Raw genomic sequence first — 15,230 nt, 5'->3', positions numbered from 1 at the left:
GTCCTGGGAGACGTGTCCGGAGGCCTTTGCGGCACCCAGCATCGACGCTGGCCAGCGTCTGGCAAGCAGTCGCGTACCGCGTACCAGTCCACGAGCAGTCCACGATCCTCCAGGTGACTGTTCGCCAGGTCTTGGACGAATTGGGCGGTGTCTCGCCGGACGTTCTACCGGTGGCGCGATCTCGGGCAGGGGCCAGCTGCCTTCAAGCTGCCCAATGGGGAGCTCCGGGTGTGGCGGAGTGACTTCACCGCCTGGCTGAGGCAGTTGGAGGCGGCGGCATGAAGTCTCTCGACGTGAAGGTGTGGGGTGTTCGGAAGAGGAACACCAAGAAGTCGTCCTATGACGTCCGATGGACAGTTGCCGGGAACGTGTTCTCCGAACAGTTCCGCACCAAAGGGCTGGCGGACCACTACCGGTCCAAGTTGCTCCGAGCTGCCCACGCCGGTGAAGAGTTCGATACGACGACTGGGCTGCCTGATTCGATGGTCGAAAAGGCGGCCTCGATGACCTGGTATGCCTTCGCTTTGAAGTATCTCGCCATGAAGTGGCCGCACGCGGCGCCGAACACGCGCAACGGGATCAATGAGGCCCTGACTGCCGTGACGATGGCCCTCCTCGACGATCGTCCGGGGCAGCCGTCTGAGGAGCTGATCAGGAAGGCGCTTCGCAACTGGGCTTTTCTCCTCCCCGGACCGGATGACCGTGAATTGCCGACTGAGATCGCGAACACCTTGCACTGGGTGGCCAAGGCGTCGCGCCCGCTCTCGGACCTCGGTGACGCTGCGATCGGCAGGGCACTCCTGGACTCGCTCAAGCTGAAACTCGATGGGACGGCTGCTGCCGCGGAGACCGTCCGGCGTAAGCGTCGGACACTCGTCAACGCAATGCACTATGCAGTGGACCTCGGGGAGTTCAAAGAAGACCCGATCACGGCAATCCGCTGGAATAAGCCGAAGGTGGCGGGAGAGGTTGATCCTCGGGTGGCCGCCAATCCCGAGCAGGCTCGTTCTCTGCTGACTGCAGTCTCGTATGTTGGTGGGTACGGCCGGGCGCGTGGCCGCCGACTTGTGGGCCTGTTCGCCTGCATGTACTACGGCGCTTTGCGTCCGGCAGAGGCAGTCGGCCTTACTGATGCGGATTTGAAGTTATCCGAGGTCGGCTGGGGGGCAGTGTTGCTGAACCGAACGCGTCCCAGCGTCGGAAAGAAATGGACGGACTCCGGCGAAACTCATGACGACCGGGGCCTCAAGAACCGGCCCGCGGAAGAGGTCCGGCTCGTGCCGATCCCGCCCCAGCTCGTCGCCATCCTCCGACAGCACCTCGACACGTTCGGCACCGCCAAGGACGGGCGGCTGTTCACCAACGAGCGTGGGGGAGTGGTCGGCTCGTCGACGTACTACCGCGTCTGGCAGGAGGCTCGTGCGCTGGCGCTTTCGCCGGCCGTGGTCGCCTCACCGCTCGCGGCGCGCCCGTACGACCTTCGGCACTCGGCGTTGTCGACCTGGCTCAACTCCGGGGTGGACCCGACGGAGGTCGCCGAACGCGCGGGCAACAGCGTGGAGGTACTGCTGGGCCGCTACGCCAAGTGCATTGACGGACGCCAGGAGATCGCCAACCGCAAGATCGAGGAGTTGTTGCGCGAATACGAGTGATTACGCACGTAGGCCGTCAGCCCCCAACCCTCACGGGCTGGGGGCTTCGCCGTATCTCGGCCATGTGCCGTCGGCCGTTGGTTGCTGGCTGCACCTGCCGCGTCATGTTTCGTCTCGCTGCCGCACGGTTGCCCCAGGGTTTCCGTCTGGTTCGCGCTCTACGCCCGGACCGGCGGGCCGACGACTCTCACAGCATGGGGGTTTTGGATGAGAAGCCGCGGCGGCTGGGCGGTGGGCAGCCTCGCTGTCCATACTGCGGGCTGCTGCAGGATCGCGTGGCGACGCTTGATCAGGACTGGGTGTTGCTGGAGCCGGACATGCATCCGCTGGCCCATACGGTGCCGGCGGAGCATCGGTGGATCGAGCTGCCTGATGGGCGGGTGACGGTCTACGGAGTGTGTCCGCCGGACCAGTCCCAGCGGTGCCGTGTCGAACACCGCCTGGCCTGCCCGGCACAACCTCTGCCGGATCTGTGGCCGTGGTTGACGAGCTTGCGAGGGGAGAACGCGCGGCGCGCGGAGCGGCAGGACGATCCCGGACCACCCCCACCCCCTGAGGAGTGGCCTGACGCCGTTTGATGGCCACTTCGGAAACCTCGGGGCTGACCAGGGAAGATGCCCCAAGATCCTGTCCACGAATAGTCCACAGAGCCCGGCTTATGGCCGCTTCCGGCAGCACACGCCTGCACATACGCGAAGACCCCGTCCTCAGCGTCCTTGCTGATGGCGGGGTCTTTAGGCACTTCCTGCGAAGTGCCCCCGGCAGGATTCGAACCTGCGCACACGGCTCCGGAGGCCGTTGCTCTATCCCCTGAGCTACGGGGGCGTGTCGTTCGCGGTGTTCGCTGCGACGGGTAGAACCCTACCAGCTCCGACGGGGTGTCCATGAACGCTTTACGCGCGGGCGATCCGAGGTCAGGTGGGGCGTCGAGGGCCCGTGCGGGTCGGAAGTGGGGAAAAGCCGGACGCGGTGGCCGGTCCCCACCTACTCTCGAGTTGTGCCAGGCGCGTCAGGCCGGGTGCTTGTTGTGGACGACAACAAGGTCATCCGGCAGTTGATCAGGGTCAATCTCGAGCTGGAGGGCCTCGAGGTCGTGACCGCGGCCGATGGTGCCGAGTGTCTGGATGTCGTCCATCAGGTGCAGCCCGATGTCGTCACGCTCGATGTCGTCATGCCGCGGCTGGACGGGCTCCGGACCGCCGCCCGGCTGCGTGCCGACCCGCGGACCCGCGATCTGCCCCTCGCCATCGTCAGTGCCTGTACGCAGTACGAGGTCGAAGCCGGCCTCGACGTCGGCGTCGACGCCTTCCTCTCCAAGCCCTTCGAGCCCGACGAACTCGTGCAGCTCGTAGGGCGGTTGATGGAGCGGCGCGGTCACGGTGATGACGGCGATGGAGAGGGTGGTGGGGCCGGTGAGTCTGGAGTGGGTGGTGGGCTGCTCGGTGCCGGTGAGACCGAGCGGGCCGGTCGGGCGAGCGGCTGAGCGCTTTGCCGGCTGAGTACCCCGTCGTACTTCGTCGGCTGAGCACTCCGACGGAGGATCCGATTCGCGGGCATCGGTAGACGTATCGGTGGGGTGAGCGTCTCGGTCGTGAGGCGTTCCGTCCGGGGCCGGGAGGGCGCGCCGCTGAGTGAGCCGACCCGGTGACGGGCAAGCAGTCCAGTCGCACGATCTTCGGTCCAGCGGGATCAAACGGACGAACCGGGTCACCTGGAACACCGGCCGGACCGGCCGGTCGCCGGGCCGTCCACATCCCGGACCATCCGCAAACCAACTCGCATACCCACCCCCCTCCTCCCATACGCTTGTCCCGTGACCCCCGTCGAGCTGTCCCGCACCGTGCTGCGCGCGGTGCGGTGTGCTGTTGACGACGGGGCGCTGAGTGTGAGCGTGCCCGCACGGGTCGTGGTCGAGCGGTCGCGGCCCGGGGGATGGGGCGACTACGCCACCAACGTCGCCCTTCAGCTCGCGCGCCCGGCGGGGCGGCCGCCGCGGCAGGTCGCGGAGGTGCTCCGGCCGTACCTCGCGGGGGCCGATGGAGTGACCGGGGTCGAGATCACCGGGCCCGGGTTCCTCAACATCGCCCTCGACGAAGCCGCGTCGACCGGCCTCGTGCGCCGCATCCTCCGCGACGGCCCGCGCTACGGGCACTCCGACGCCCTCGCGGGGCAGGTCGTCCAGGTGCACTGCGCCCATGAGGTGCGCGCCGCCGTCGTCGCCGACGCCGTCGCCCGGATCCTGCGCTCCCAGGGGGCCCTCGTCCGCACGAGCTGTGCGGGACCGCTCGAGCCGGAGTGGGAGTCCGTGCTCGGCGCTCGCATCGACGCCTGGGGCGAGACCGATACGCGTACCCCCGTCGCCGGGCTCGACACGCCGCCCCCTGTCGCCGGGCCCGATGCGCCGGCCCGCTTCACCTGGTCCGATACGCGTACCCCCGTCGCCGGGCTCGACACGCCGCCCCCTGTCGCCGGGCCCGATGTGCCGGCCCGCTTCACCGGGCCCGATACGCCCGCCCCCCTCGCCAGGACCGACGTGCCCGCCGCTTTCCGTCACCCACCCCTCCGCCCCACCCCCGCCCTCACCACGCCGCTCCCTCTGGGGCGTGACGCCGGTCGTTGGGCCCTGCTGCATCCCGCGCCGCACGACCGGCCCCGGATCAGCTCCGACCATCTTGTCCAGCGGGAGGGCAACCCCCTCTTCCGGGTGCGGTACGCGCATGCCCGCGTGCGGGCCGCCGTCCGTAACGCGGGCGACCTCGGTTTCGAGGCCGACCCCGGTCGCGTGCCGGACGCGGCACACGGCGAACCCACCTTCCCCCACCCGGCCCCCGCTCCCCTCGAAGCGGCCCTGGCCGAGTACCCCCGCATCCTCGCCGCCGCCGCCCGTGATCGCGGTCCTGATCGTCTTGCCCGGCACCTCGTCACCGTCGCCGATGCCGTGCTCGTCCTGTTGCCCGCCGTCCTCCCGTGCGGTGAGGAGAAACCCTCGGCCGCCCACCGTGCCCGGCTCGCTCTTGCCGAAGCCGCCGGGACGGTGCTGGCCGGTGGCCTCGTCCTGCTCGGCATCGACGCACCCGACCATCTCTGAAAGAGCACGCCGAAAATGAGCCGTTCCGCACACCCCGCCGGGCCCCGTCACGCCGATGTCCTGCCCGAGGGCCACTACTCGGCCCCGCCCGCCGATCTCAACGACCTCGACGCGAAGGTGTGGGCGCAGACCGTCACCCGGAACGACGACGGAGTCGTCACGGTCGGCGGCATCGACGTCAAGCAGCTCGCCGAGGAGTTCGGCACCCCCGCCTACGTCGTCGACGAGGCCGACTTCCGCGCCCGCGCCCGCGCCTGGCGTACCGCCTTCGGGCATGACGCCGACGTGTTCTACGCCGGCAAGGCGTTCCTGTCCCGGGCGATCGTGCGCTGGCTGCACGAGGAGGGGCTGAACCTCGATGTGTGCTCCGGTGGTGAGCTGGCCACGGCGCTGTCCGCCGGGATGCCCGCCGACCGCATCGCCTTCCACGGCAACAACAAGTCCCCCGAGGAGATCGAGCGGGCGGTGACCGCGGGGGTCGGGCGGATCGTGCTCGACTCCTTCCAGGAGATCGTCCGTGTCGCCCACATCGCCCGGTCGCTCGGCCGGCGGCAACGGGTGCAGATCCGTGTCACCGTCGGTGTCGAGGCGCACACCCACGAGTTCATCGCCACCGCCCACGAGGACCAGAAGTTCGGCATCCCGCTGGCCGGCGGGCAGGCCGCGGAGGCCGTGCGGCGCGCCCTCCAGCTCGACGGGCTCGAACTGATCGGCATCCACTCGCACATCGGGTCGCAGATCTTCGACATGTCCGGGTTCGAGGTCGCCGCACACCGTGTGGTCGGGCTGCTGAAGGACATCCGCGACGAGCACGGTGTCGAACTGCCGGAGATCGACCTCGGCGGCGGTCTCGGCATCGCGTACACCAGTGACGACGACCCGCGCGAGCCGCACGAGATCGCCAAGGCGCTGACCGAGATCGTCTCGCGTGAGTGCGAGGCCGCCCGCCTGCGTACGCCGCGCATCTCGGTCGAGCCGGGGCGCGCCATCGTCGGCCCGACCGCTTTCACGCTGTACGAGGTCGGCACCATCAAGCCCCTCGACGGGCTGCGGACGTATGTGTCCGTGGACGGCGGCATGTCGGACAACATCCGCACCGCGCTGTACGACGCCGAGTACAGCGTCGCGCTGGTCTCGCGTGCCTCCGACGCCGGGCCGATGCTCTCCCGGGTGGTCGGCAAGCACTGCGAGAGCGGGGACATCGTGGTGAAGGACGCCTTCCTGCCGGCCGACCTGGCGCCCGGTGACCTCCTCGCCGTACCCGCGACCGGCGCGTACTGCCGGTCGATGGCCAGCAACTACAACCATGTGCTGCGTCCGCCGGTGGTCGCCGTGCGGGACGGCGAGGCGCGGGTGATCGTCCGCCGTGAGACGGAGGAGGACCTGCTGCGTCTCGACGTCGGGTGATGTCCCACACGGGTGCCGGGGCGGCGGAAGATCTCCGGTTTCCCGCCGCCGGAAAAATGAAATAGTTGTCTCACAATCCGGACATGACGCAGAAACTCCCGTCCGGTGCGTGAGACTGGTTCAACCGTGACGGTAGGAAGAAACGAGGTCGGATGATGCGTACGCGTCCGCTGAAGGTGGCGCTGCTGGGCTGTGGAGTGGTCGGCTCAGAGGTGGCGCGCATCATGACGACGCACGCCGACGACCTCGCCGCCCGGATCGGCGCGCCCGTGGAGCTCGCCGGCGTCGCGGTCCGCCGTCCCGACAAGGTGCGCGAGGGCATCGACCCGGCCCTCGTCACCACCGACGCGACCGCGCTGGTCAAACGCGGCGACATCGACGTGGTGGTCGAGGTCATCGGCGGCATCGAGCCCGCTCGTACGCTGATCACGACCGCCTTCGAGCACGGTGCCTCCGTCGTCTCGGCGAACAAGGCCCTGCTCGCCCAGGACGGTGCCGCGCTGCACGCCGCCGCCGAGGAGCACGACGCGGACCTCTACTACGAGGCCGCCGTGGCCGGCGCCATCCCGCTGATCCGCCCGCTGCGCGAGTCGCTGGCGGGCGACAAGGTCAACCGGGTCCTCGGCATCGTCAACGGCACGACGAACTTCATCCTCGACAAGATGGACTCCACGGGCGCCGGGTACCAGGAGGCCCTCGACGAGGCCACCGCGCTGGGCTACGCCGAGGCCGACCCCACCGCCGACGTCGAGGGCTTCGACGCCGCCGCCAAGGCCGCGATCCTCGCCGGAATCGCCTTCCACACACGGGTGCGCCTCGACGACGTCTACCGCGAGGGGATGACCGAGGTCACCGCCGCCGACTTCGCCTCGGCGAAGGCGATGGGCTGCACCATCAAACTGCTCGCCATCTGCGAGCGGGCCGCGGACGGCGGGTCCGTCACCGCGCGCGTGCACCCGGCCATGATTCCACTGACGCATCCGCTCGCCTCGGTGCGCGGCGCCTACAACGCGGTCTTCGTCGAGTCGGACGCCGCCGGGCAGCTGATGTTCTACGGCCCCGGGGCCGGCGGCTCCCCGACCGCGTCCGCGGTCCTCGGCGACCTGGTCGCCGTCTGCCGCAACCGGCTCAGCGGCGCGACCGGGCCCGGCGAGTCCGCGTACGCCGCGCTGCCCGTCTCGTCCATGGGCGAGGTCGTCACGCGCTACCACATCAGCCTTGACGTGGCCGACAAACCGGGTGTTCTCGCCCAGGTGGCCACGGTGTTCGCCGAGCACGGGGTGTCGATCGATACGGTTCGCCAGCAAGGACGGCAGGACGGCGGCGGCGAGGCGTCCCTCGTCGTCGTCACGCACCGCGCTTCCGACGCGTCCCTCAGCGGGACCGTCGAGGCGCTGCGCAAGCTCGACACCGTGCGGGGTGTCGCCAGCATCATGCGGGTTGAAGGAGAGTAAGCAGCAATGACCCACCAGTGGCGCGGAATCATCGAGGAGTACCGGGACCGGCTGCCGGTATCCGACACCACGCCGGTCGTGACGCTCCGTGAGGGCGGAACGCCCCTCGTGCCCGCGCAGGTGCTCTCCGAGCGCACCGGCTGCGAGGTCCACCTGAAGGTCGAGGGCGCCAACCCGACGGGCTCCTTCAAGGACCGCGGGATGACGATGGCCATCAGCAAGGCCAAGGAGGAGGGGGCCAAGGCGGTCATCTGCGCCTCCACCGGCAACACCTCGGCGTCCGCCGCCGCCTACGCCGTACGGGCCGGAATGGTCTCCGCCGTCCTCGTGCCGCAGGGCAAGATCGCGCTCGGCAAGATGGGCCAGGCGCTGGTGCACGGCGCGAAGATCCTCCAGGTCGACGGCAACTTCGACGACTGCCTCACGCTGGCCCGCGCCCTCTCCGACAACTACCCGGTGGCGCTGGTCAATTCGGTCAACCCGGTGCGTATCGAGGGCCAGAAGACGGCCGCGTTCGAGATCGTCGACATGCTCGGGCAGGCGCCCGACATCCATGTCCTGCCGGTCGGCAACGCGGGCAACATCACGGCCTACTGGAAGGGCTACAAGGAGTACGCCGCGGACGGCCTCGCCGCCGCGACCCCGCGCATGTGGGGCTTCCAGGCCTCCGGCAGTGCGCCCATCGTGCGCGGTGAGGTGGTCAAGGACCCGTCGACGATCGCCACCGCGATCCGGATCGGCAACCCGGCCTCCTGGCAGTACGCGCTGGCCGCGCGCGACGAGTCGGGCGGGTTCATCGACGAGGTGACGGACCGTGAGATCCTGCGCGCCTACCGCCTGTTGGCCGCTCAGGAGGGCGTCTTCGTCGAGCCCGCGTCGGCCGCGTCCGTGGCGGGTCTGCTGAAGGCCGCCGAACAGGGCAAGGTCGACCCCGGTCAGCGCATCGTGTGCACGGTCACCGGCAACGGCCTCAAGGACCCCGACTGGGCCGTCGCGGGCGCCCCGCAGCCGGTCACCGTCCCGGTCGACGCGGCGACGGCGGCCGAGCGCCTCGGCCTGGTGTGACACCGCCGCCGGGGGTCTTCCCGGTGGGGGGTGCACAGGGGGCTTACGACACGCATCGTGCGCCTCCTGTGCGCCCTATGTCGCCACAGAACCTTCCTTCGATAGGCTGTACTGAACCCGCCCGCCGCATATGCCGCGGTGCCGCGTCGTCTCCGCAGCCGGGCAGCGTCCGGCCTCCCGGCCCAGGACGGCCCCGGGTTCGTCGTACGTCATCGAATGTCTTCGGCAGTCACGCAGCTCAAGGAGAGTCATCGAGCGATGGCCGGTCCAGCCTTCCGCGCCGCCGCCGTACGGGTGCGCGTCCCCGCGACCAGCGCGAACCTCGGCCCGGGCTTCGACGCCTTCGGCCTCGCGCTGGGCCTCTACGACGACGTGGTCGTCCGGGTGGCCGACTCCGGGCTGCACATCGACATCGCGGGTGAGGGCAGCGACACGCTGCCGCGTGACGAGAACCACCTTCTCGTCCGCTCTCTGCGGACCGCCTTCGACTCCCTCGGCGGGCAGCCGCGCGGCCTGGAGATCGTCTGCGCCAACCGCATTCCGCACGGCCGCGGCCTGGGCTCCTCCTCGGCCGCCATCTGCGCCGGCATCGTGGCCGCGCGAGCGGTGACCATAGGCGGCGAGGCCAAGCTCGACGACGCCGCGCTGCTGGAACTCGCCACCGAGATCGAGGGCCACCCGGACAACGTCGCGGCCTGTCTGCTGGGCGGTTTCACCCTGTCCTGGATGGAAGCCGGGAGCGCCCGGGCGATCAGGATGGAGCCCGCCGATTCCATCGTTCCGGTGGTTTTCGTACCCGGAAAGCCCGTCCTGACGGAAACGGCGCGCGGACTGCTCCCGCGCTCGGTGCCGCACGTCGACGCCGCCGTCAACGCGGGCCGTGCCGCCCTGCTCGTCGAGGCCCTCACCAGGCGCCCCGAGCTGCTGCTGCCCGCCACCGAGGACCGACTGCACCAGGAGTACCGCGCGCCCGCCATGCCGGAGAGCGCGGCCCTGGTGGAGCGGCTGCGCGCGGACGGCATCCCGGCCGTCATCTCCGGCGCCGGACCCACCGTCATGGCGCTGGCCGACGCCGGCACGGCCGACAAGGTCGAACAGCTGGCGGGCCGGGACTGGGCCGCGAACCGGCTGGCCCTGGATCCGCAGGGAGCGAGCGTGCTGCCGCTCGCGACCGCGAGCACCGATTAAAAGCACGCGATTGCCGGATTTGGAGAGGGGGAATGTTTGTTGGATCCGGTAGTGTTAACCTCAAGTCTGCACCCGACCCCACCATGGCGAGGTGCCTCGTGTCCCAGTCCGGGACAGACATTCTTCCGGGAGCTCCCCAAGCCGCACAGTGTTCTGTACCTCGTACGCGGGCAGTACGTCGTACGTCGACACTGAGCGGTCCGACGGGCACGCTCCGGAACCGGTGCGACCACGCCACGTGACACTGGGTGCCACGGCTTCAGGAAGCGCCATCACCAGATATTTCCTCCGCCGCTTTGGCGGACCACCGCCCCGGCACGGTTCGCACAGCAAGGACCGAAGCCGGACAGCACAACCGGTCGCCGAGCCAGACAGGCCGACGTCCGCTCCAGGGAAGGACCCTTCGTGAGCGACACCACCGATCTGATGGGCGCACGTGTCGAGGAGACCGCTGCCGCGCCCGCCACGGACGCCTCCGCGCCTGCCACCGGTGCAGGCTCCCGGCGCCGCCGCGGTACCGGCCTCGAGGGCATGGTGCTGGCCGAGCTGCAACAGGTCGCATCCGGCCTCGGTATCAGGGGCACCGCGCGTATGCGCAAGAGCCAGCTGATCGAGGTCATCAAGGAGGCGCAGGGCGGCGGTGCCTCCCAGGCCGCTTCAGGCTCCGGAGCCTCGGCGAAGGGCGCCGACGCGGCCGGCGAGGCCAAGCCCAAGCGGCGCACCACCTCGAAGGCGCGCACGGGTGACGACGCGCCCGCCGAGAAGGCCGCCAAGGCCGAGAAGAAGGCCGAGGCGCCGGCCGAGAAGGCCGTGGCCCAGCAGCAGATCGAGATCCCCGGCCAGCCGGCCGGGAGTGCCGCCCGAGCGAGCGAAGCCGAGCGCGGGGGAGACGACGCCTCCGGCGAGCGCCGCCGTCGCCGGGCCACCGCCGAGGCGGGCAGCCCCGACGCGCAGGGCGGGATCGCGGCCGAGGCGAAGAACGAGTCCAGGACCGAGGCGCCCGGACAGCAGGGTGACGCGGACGGCGGCGAGGGCCGTCGCCGGGACCGCCGCGAGCGTGGCCGGGACCGCCGCAACAAGGGCGACGACCAGCAGGGCGGCCAGGGCCAGCAGCAGCGTCAGCAGCAGGGCGGCCAGGGGCAGAGCCAGAGCCAGGGCCAGAGCGACGACGACTTCGACGGTGGCCGTCGGGGCCGCCGCGGCCGCTACCGGGACCGCCGGGGCCGTCGTGGCCGCGACGAGATGGGCAGCAGCGAGCCGCAGATCACCGAGGACGACGTCCTGATCCCGGTCGCGGGCATTCTGGACATCCTCGACAACTACGCCTTCATTCGCACCTCGGGCTACCTGCCCGGTCCGAACGACGTGTACGTCTCCCTCGCCCAGGTCCGCAAGAACGGGCTGCGCAAGGGCGACCACATCACCGGCGCCGTGCGCCAGCCCAAGGAGGGCGAGCGCCGCGAGAAGTTCAACGCGCTGGTCCGGCTCGACTCCGTCAACGGCATGGCGCCCGAACACGGCCGTGGCCGCCCGGAGTTCAACAAGCTGACCCCGCTCTACCCGCAGGACCGGCTCCGTCTGGAGACCGACCCGGGTGTGCTGACGACCCGGATCATCGACCTCGTGTCGCCGATCGGCAAGGGCCAGCGCGGTCTGATCGTGGCCCCGCCGAAGACCGGCAAGACCATGATCATGCAGGCGATCGCCAACGCGATCACGCACAACAACCCCGAGTGCCACCTGATGGTCGTCCTCGTCGACGAGCGTCCGGAAGAGGTCACCGACATGCAGCGGTCGGTCAAGGGCGAGGTCATCTCCTCGACCTTCGACCGTCCGGCCGAGGACCACACCACGGTCGCCGAGCTCGCCATCGAGCGCGCCAAGCGACTGGTGGAGCTGGGCCACGACGTCGTCGTGCTGCTCGACTCGATCACGCGTCTGGGCCGTGCGTACAACCTCGCCGCCCCGGCCTCCGGCCGCATCCTGTCCGGTGGTGTCGACTCGACCGCCCTGTACCCGCCGAAGCGCTTCTTCGGTGCGGCCCGCAACATCGAGGACGGCGGCTCGCTGACCATCCTCGCCACCGCCCTGGTGGACACCGGGTCCCGCATGGACGAGGTGATCTTCGAGGAGTTCAAGGGCACCGGCAACATGGAGCTCAAGCTCGACCGGAAGCTCGCCGACAAGCGCATCTTCCCGGCGGTGGACGTCGACGCGTCCGGCACCCGCAAGGAGGAGATCCTGCTCAGCGGCGAGGAGCTCGGCATCGTCTGGAAGCTGCGCCGGGTGCTGCACGCGCTCGACCAGCAGCAGGCGATCGAGCTGCTGCTCGACAAGATGAAGCAGACGAAGTCGAACGCCGAGTTCCTGCTGCAGATCCAGAAGACGACGCCGACCCCCGGCAACGGCGACTGATCCGTCCGGACAGGGCAACCGTGAGGGGCCGCTCCCCGTCACCCAGGTGACGGGGAGCGGCCCCTCACAGTCTTGTGTGCAACCCTGTGCCGAGTTTTCCCGTCAGACCGTACGGGGCGACGATGGTGCGGTACACGCCTGTTCCGGACCGCGGGGGCGATCGACCGGAGGAGAGCCGAGGAGCACATGTCTGCCGACAGCACAGCGGAGCCCGACATACCGGGTGGACCGGAATCCCGCGGCCCGCGCCAGAGCGGCAAGGGCCGCCGCCGCAAACCGCGCGGCAAGGGCCGTAAGGGCCTGGTGGTCGCGGCCTGGACCGCGGCGGGCGTTGTCGTCCTCGGCGGTACCGGCCTCGGCTACGTGTACTTCAAGCTGAACGGCAACATCGACAGCGTCGACATCGACCAGGCGCTCGGCACGCGGCGGCCCGCCAAGGCCGACGACGGCTCGCAGAACATCCTGGTCCTCGGCTCGGACACCCGCGCCGGCGGCAACCGGGAGCTGGGCGGCGGCGCCGACGACGGCAGCGCCCGCTCGGACACGGCGATGATCGTGCACGTCCACGAGGGCCGCAAGAAGGCCAGTGTCGTCTCCATCCCGCGCGACACTCTCATCGACCGCCCGGCGTGCACCGACACCGACGGAACCACGCACGACGCCGCCTCGAACGTCATGTTCAACTCCGCGTACAGCACCGGGGGCGCCGCCTGCGCCGTCAAGACCGTGGAAGCCCTCAGCGGCATCCGCATGGACCACTACCTGGAGGTCGATTTCCGCGGCTTCCAGAAGCTGATCGACGAGCTGGGCGGGGTCACCGTCACCACGACGGAGGACATCCGCGACCCGGAGAGCCACCTCGACCTGGAGCAGGGCACGCACCGGCTCACCGGCGAGCAGGCGCTCGGCCTGGTGCGCACCCGGCACGGCGTCGGCGACGGCTCCGACCTCGGCCGCATCCAGCTCCAGCAGGCCTTCCTCAAGGCGCTGGTCGAGGAGGTCAAGCACGTCGGCCTGTTCACCGGCCCGAAGAAGCTGTACAACCTCGCCGACACCGCCACCCGGGCCGTGACCACCGACTCCGAGCTGGGCTCGGTGAACTCCCTGATGTCCTTCGCGAGCGGCCTGAAGGGCATCAGCGCCTCGAACATGACCATGGTCACCATGCCGGTGCAGTACGACACCGCCGACGCCAACCGCGTCGTCCTCGACGAGAGCAAGGCCGAGCTGGTGTGGACCGCCCTGAAGAACGACCGGCCGATCCCGAAGTCCGCCACCGAGGGCACGGCCACCGGCGAGGCCGAGGGCGTGGTCAGGCCCTGACCGGCCGCCGCCCCGCGTCGGCGGGCGGCCCGCCGCACGGCGGCCGGGAGCCCGCCGCGGCGCGCACGGAATAGATCACGGCAACCCCCGGTTTTGGGTGATGGCGCCAGTCCTGGCAGACTGGTACGTCGGCTCCGGTTCACGCCTCCGCATCCCGCGGCTGCGACCCGGCGCCCTCCCGGAACTAGGAGACACCTTGAAGCGCGACATCCACCCCGAGTACGTCGAGACGCAGGTCAGCTGCACCTGTGGCGCGTCGTTCATCACCCGTAGCACGATCCAGAGCGGCACCGTCCGCGCCGAGGTCTGCTCCGAGTGCCACCCGTTCTACACGGGTAAGCAGAAGATCCTCGACACCGGTGGCCGTGTGGCCCGCTTCGAGGCCCGCTTCGGCAAGGCTGCCGGCTCCAAGAAGTAGCGAGCCCCATTTCGCCGGTCCACGGCCGTGTCCCCACCAGGGGCATGCCGGGACCGGCGTTTTTGGTCGCCCGCCTTCCCTTTTCCGTACGCATCTCAGGAGCCCAAGATGTTCGAGGCCGTCGAGGAACTCGTCGGTGAGCACGCCGACCTGGAGACGAAGCTCGCCGATCCGTCGGTCCACGCCGACCAGGCCAACGCGCGCAAGCTGAACAAGCGCTACGCCGAGCTCACCCCGATCGTCGCCACGTACCGCTCCTGGACGCAGGCCGGTGACGACATCGAGACGGCCCGGGAACTGGGCGCCGACGACCCGGAGTTCGCCGCCGAGGTCAAGGAGCTGGAGAAGCAGCGCGAGGAGCTGACCGAGAAGCTGCGGCTGCTGCTCGTCCCGCGCGACCCCAGCGACGACAAGGACGTGATCCTGGAGATCAAGGCGGGCGCGGGCGGCGACGAGTCCGCGCTGTTCGCCGGCGACCTGCTGCGCATGTACCTGCGCTACGCCGAGCGGGTCGGCTGGAAGACCGAGATCATCGACGCCACCGAGTCCGAGCTGGGCGGCTACAAGGACGTCCAGGTCGCGGTGAAGGCCCGCGGGCAGATCGAGCCCGGCCAGGGCGTCTGGGCCCGGCTGAAGTACGAGGGCGGTGTGCACCGCGTGCAGCGGGTACCCGCGACCGAGTCGCAGGGCCGGATCCACACCTCCGCGGCCGGTGTGCTGGTCACGCCCGAGGCGGAGGAGGTCGACGTCGAGATCAACCCGAACGATCTGCGCATCGACGTCTACCGGTCCTCCGGACCCGGCGGCCAGTCCGTCAACACGACCGACTCCGCCGTGCGCATCACGCACATTCCGACCGGAGTCGTCGCCTCCTGCCAGAACGAGAAGAGCCAGTTGCAGAACAAGGAGCAGGCACTGCGTATCCTGCGCTCCAGGCTGCTCGCCATGGCGCAGGAGGAAGCGGAGAGGGAGGCCGCCGACGCCCGCCGCAGCCAGGTCCGCACCGTCGACCGCTCCGAGAAGATCCGTACCTACAACTTCCCGGAGAACCGCCTCTCGGACCACCGGGTCGGCTTCAAGGCGTACAACCTGGACCAGGTCCTGGACGGCGAGCTCGACGCGGTGATCCAGGCCTGTGTCGACGCGGACTCGGCCGCCAAGCTCGCGGCGGCGTAAGGCATTTACGAGTACCAACGGAGGACGAGCGTGCAGCAAGAATT

12 protein-coding genes, 1 tRNA gene and 1 pseudogene are annotated in these 15,230 nt (G+C 69.9%); 13 read left to right on the top strand and 1 reads right to left on the bottom strand.

Translation table 11 applies throughout. The features are described 5' to 3' along the window. The first annotated feature begins 113 nt into the window (after positions 1-113). From DN051_RS46485 to DN051_RS46125, 3 genes and pseudogenes are all read left to right on the top strand, one after another. A pseudogene (locus DN051_RS46485) lies at positions 114-282 on the top strand (helix-turn-helix transcriptional regulator). Beyond that, positions 279-1,652 (top strand): tyrosine-type recombinase/integrase, encoded by a 1,374-nt coding sequence (locus tag DN051_RS13470; protein ID WP_112438767.1) that lies wholly within the window; start codon positions 279-281, stop codon positions 1,650-1,652. Before DN051_RS46485 ends, DN051_RS13470 begins: the two are co-directional and overlap by 4 nt. A gap of 62 nt (positions 1,653-1,714) precedes the next feature. Further along, complete coding sequence (locus tag DN051_RS46125; protein ID WP_112442246.1) at positions 1,715-2,230, top strand: DUF6083 domain-containing protein; 516 nt, start codon at positions 1,715-1,717, stop codon at positions 2,228-2,230. Positions 2,231-2,405: 175 nt separating this feature from the next. On the opposite strand, the gene DN051_RS13460 is transcribed toward DN051_RS46125, so the two are convergent. Then, a tRNA-Arg gene (locus DN051_RS13460) sits at positions 2,406-2,477 on the bottom strand. 124 nt (positions 2,478-2,601) lie between these two features. Between DN051_RS13460 and DN051_RS13455 the strand changes: the two genes are divergently transcribed. The 10 genes from DN051_RS13455 to prfA all read left to right on the top strand — a co-directional run bounded on the left by DN051_RS13455 (position 2,602) and on the right by prfA (position 15,186). Continuing rightward, on the top strand, positions 2,602-3,135 hold the full coding sequence (locus DN051_RS13455; protein ID WP_112438766.1) for a response regulator: 534 nt from the start codon (positions 2,602-2,604) through the stop codon (positions 3,133-3,135). Between the two features lie 330 nt (positions 3,136-3,465). Beyond that, the gene (gene nrtL, locus DN051_RS13450; RefSeq protein ID WP_112438765.1) at positions 3,466-4,740 is read left to right on the top strand and encodes an ArgS-related anticodon-binding protein NrtL; all 1,275 of its coding nucleotides are present in this window, start codon (positions 3,466-3,468) and stop codon (positions 4,738-4,740) included. Positions 4,741-4,755: 15 nt separating this feature from the next. Next, on the top strand, positions 4,756-6,147 hold the full coding sequence (gene lysA, locus DN051_RS13445; RefSeq protein ID WP_053761963.1) for a diaminopimelate decarboxylase: 1,392 nt from the start codon (positions 4,756-4,758) through the stop codon (positions 6,145-6,147). A 155-nt stretch (positions 6,148-6,302) separates the two neighbouring features. Then, on the top strand, positions 6,303-7,601 hold the full coding sequence (locus DN051_RS13440) for a homoserine dehydrogenase (RefSeq protein ID WP_112442244.1): 1,299 nt from the start codon (positions 6,303-6,305) through the stop codon (positions 7,599-7,601). Between the two features lie 6 nt (positions 7,602-7,607). Further along, positions 7,608-8,666, top strand: coding sequence for a threonine synthase (gene thrC / locus DN051_RS13435; protein WP_053761962.1), 1,059 nt, complete (start codon positions 7,608-7,610; stop codon positions 8,664-8,666). A 258-nt stretch (positions 8,667-8,924) separates the two neighbouring features. After that, positions 8,925-9,854, top strand: a complete 930-nt coding sequence (gene thrB / locus DN051_RS13430) for a homoserine kinase (RefSeq protein ID WP_112438764.1) — start codon at positions 8,925-8,927, stop codon at positions 9,852-9,854. Positions 9,855-10,259: 405 nt separating this feature from the next. Further along, complete coding sequence (rho, locus tag DN051_RS13425) at positions 10,260-12,269, top strand: transcription termination factor Rho (protein ID WP_053761960.1); 2,010 nt, start codon at positions 10,260-10,262, stop codon at positions 12,267-12,269. Positions 12,270-12,455: 186 nt separating this feature from the next. After that, positions 12,456-13,592 carry an LCP family protein gene (locus DN051_RS13420; protein ID WP_112438763.1) on the top strand — a complete coding sequence of 379 codons (1,137 nt, stop codon included), beginning with the start codon at positions 12,456-12,458 and terminating at the stop codon, positions 13,590-13,592. A gap of 196 nt (positions 13,593-13,788) precedes the next feature. Next, positions 13,789-14,010 (top strand): 50S ribosomal protein L31, encoded by a 222-nt coding sequence (gene rpmE, locus DN051_RS13415; protein ID WP_112438762.1) that lies wholly within the window; start codon positions 13,789-13,791, stop codon positions 14,008-14,010. Positions 14,011-14,118: 108 nt separating this feature from the next. Then, entirely contained in the window at positions 14,119-15,186 is a 1,068-nt protein-coding gene (gene prfA / locus DN051_RS13410; protein WP_053761957.1) for a peptide chain release factor 1, read from the top strand. Positions 15,187-15,230: the final 44 nt, after the last annotated feature.

The organism is Streptomyces cadmiisoli (assembly GCF_003261055.1).
GTDB lineage: Bacteria > Actinomycetota > Actinomycetes > Streptomycetales > Streptomycetaceae > Streptomyces > Streptomyces cadmiisoli.
Note: the sequence above shows the minus strand (reverse complement) of the source record. Positions and strands in the feature narration are given on the sequence as shown.